The sequence below is a fragment of the Agriterribacter humi genome (assembly GCF_009192765.1).
In the GTDB taxonomy this organism is placed as follows: Bacteria; Bacteroidota; Bacteroidia; order Chitinophagales; family Chitinophagaceae; genus Agriterribacter; species Agriterribacter humi.
The window spans coordinates 1-808 of the sequence record NZ_VOHQ01000032.1 but is presented as its reverse complement, the minus strand read 5'-3'; the positions used below and the strand labels follow the sequence as shown (position 1 = coordinate 808).

Annotated in this window: 1 protein-coding gene; it reads right to left on the bottom strand. The window is 44.7% G+C overall.

All coding sequences use genetic code 11. The features are described from left to right. The coding region (locus FRX45_RS23080; protein ID WP_226805543.1) for a PKD domain-containing protein at positions 1–808 on the bottom strand (808 nt) is incomplete at both ends.

Here is an 808-nt window from a genome sequence, read left to right as displayed (position 1 = left end):
ATGCTGCCCGATGGTGCAATAGAACCACTACCATCTAAGCTTACACTGTTAGCAGGTAATGTTATGATCTTATCTGCTCCGGCATCGGCTACAGGAGGTAACGGCGCTGCCTTTACCGTGATGGTAACCGAAGCGGTTGATGTGGATCCGTTATTATCAGTTATTGTTAATTGAAACTTATATACACCTTCTGTAAGACCAGTAACATCGGTTATATCATTAATTGAATCAGTTATATTTTCGCCAGATGGCCCCGAAACTTTACTCCATTTGTAACTGCTAATACTTCCTGAAGGAGCGGCAGAAGCGCTGCCATCCAAAGTTGTTGTATTGTTTGGCAATACTAATGACTGCGCAACACCCGCATTAGCTACAGGAGGCATAATAGCAGTACTTACCGTTACAGTTATTATACTTGTTGATGACAAACCATTACTACCTGTTACTTTCAACTCAAACTGGTATATACCTTCTACCAAGTCTGTAATTGTAGTAACCGCATTACCCTGAGCAGTTATACTCTCACCCGAAGGACCAGATAGCTTACTCCATTCATAGCTGCTGATGCTGCCCGATGGTGCAGTGGAACCACTACCGTCTAAGCTTACACTGTTAGCAGGTAATGTTATGGTCTTATCTGCTCCGGCATCGGCTACAGGAGGTAACGGCGCTGCCTTTACCGTGATGGTAACCGAAGCAGTTGACGTGGCCCCATTATTATCGGTAACCTTTAATTCAAAGGTATAGGTTCCTTCTGTAAGACCGGTTACTGCAGTAACAGCACTGCCCGCGGACATGATCGCTTCAC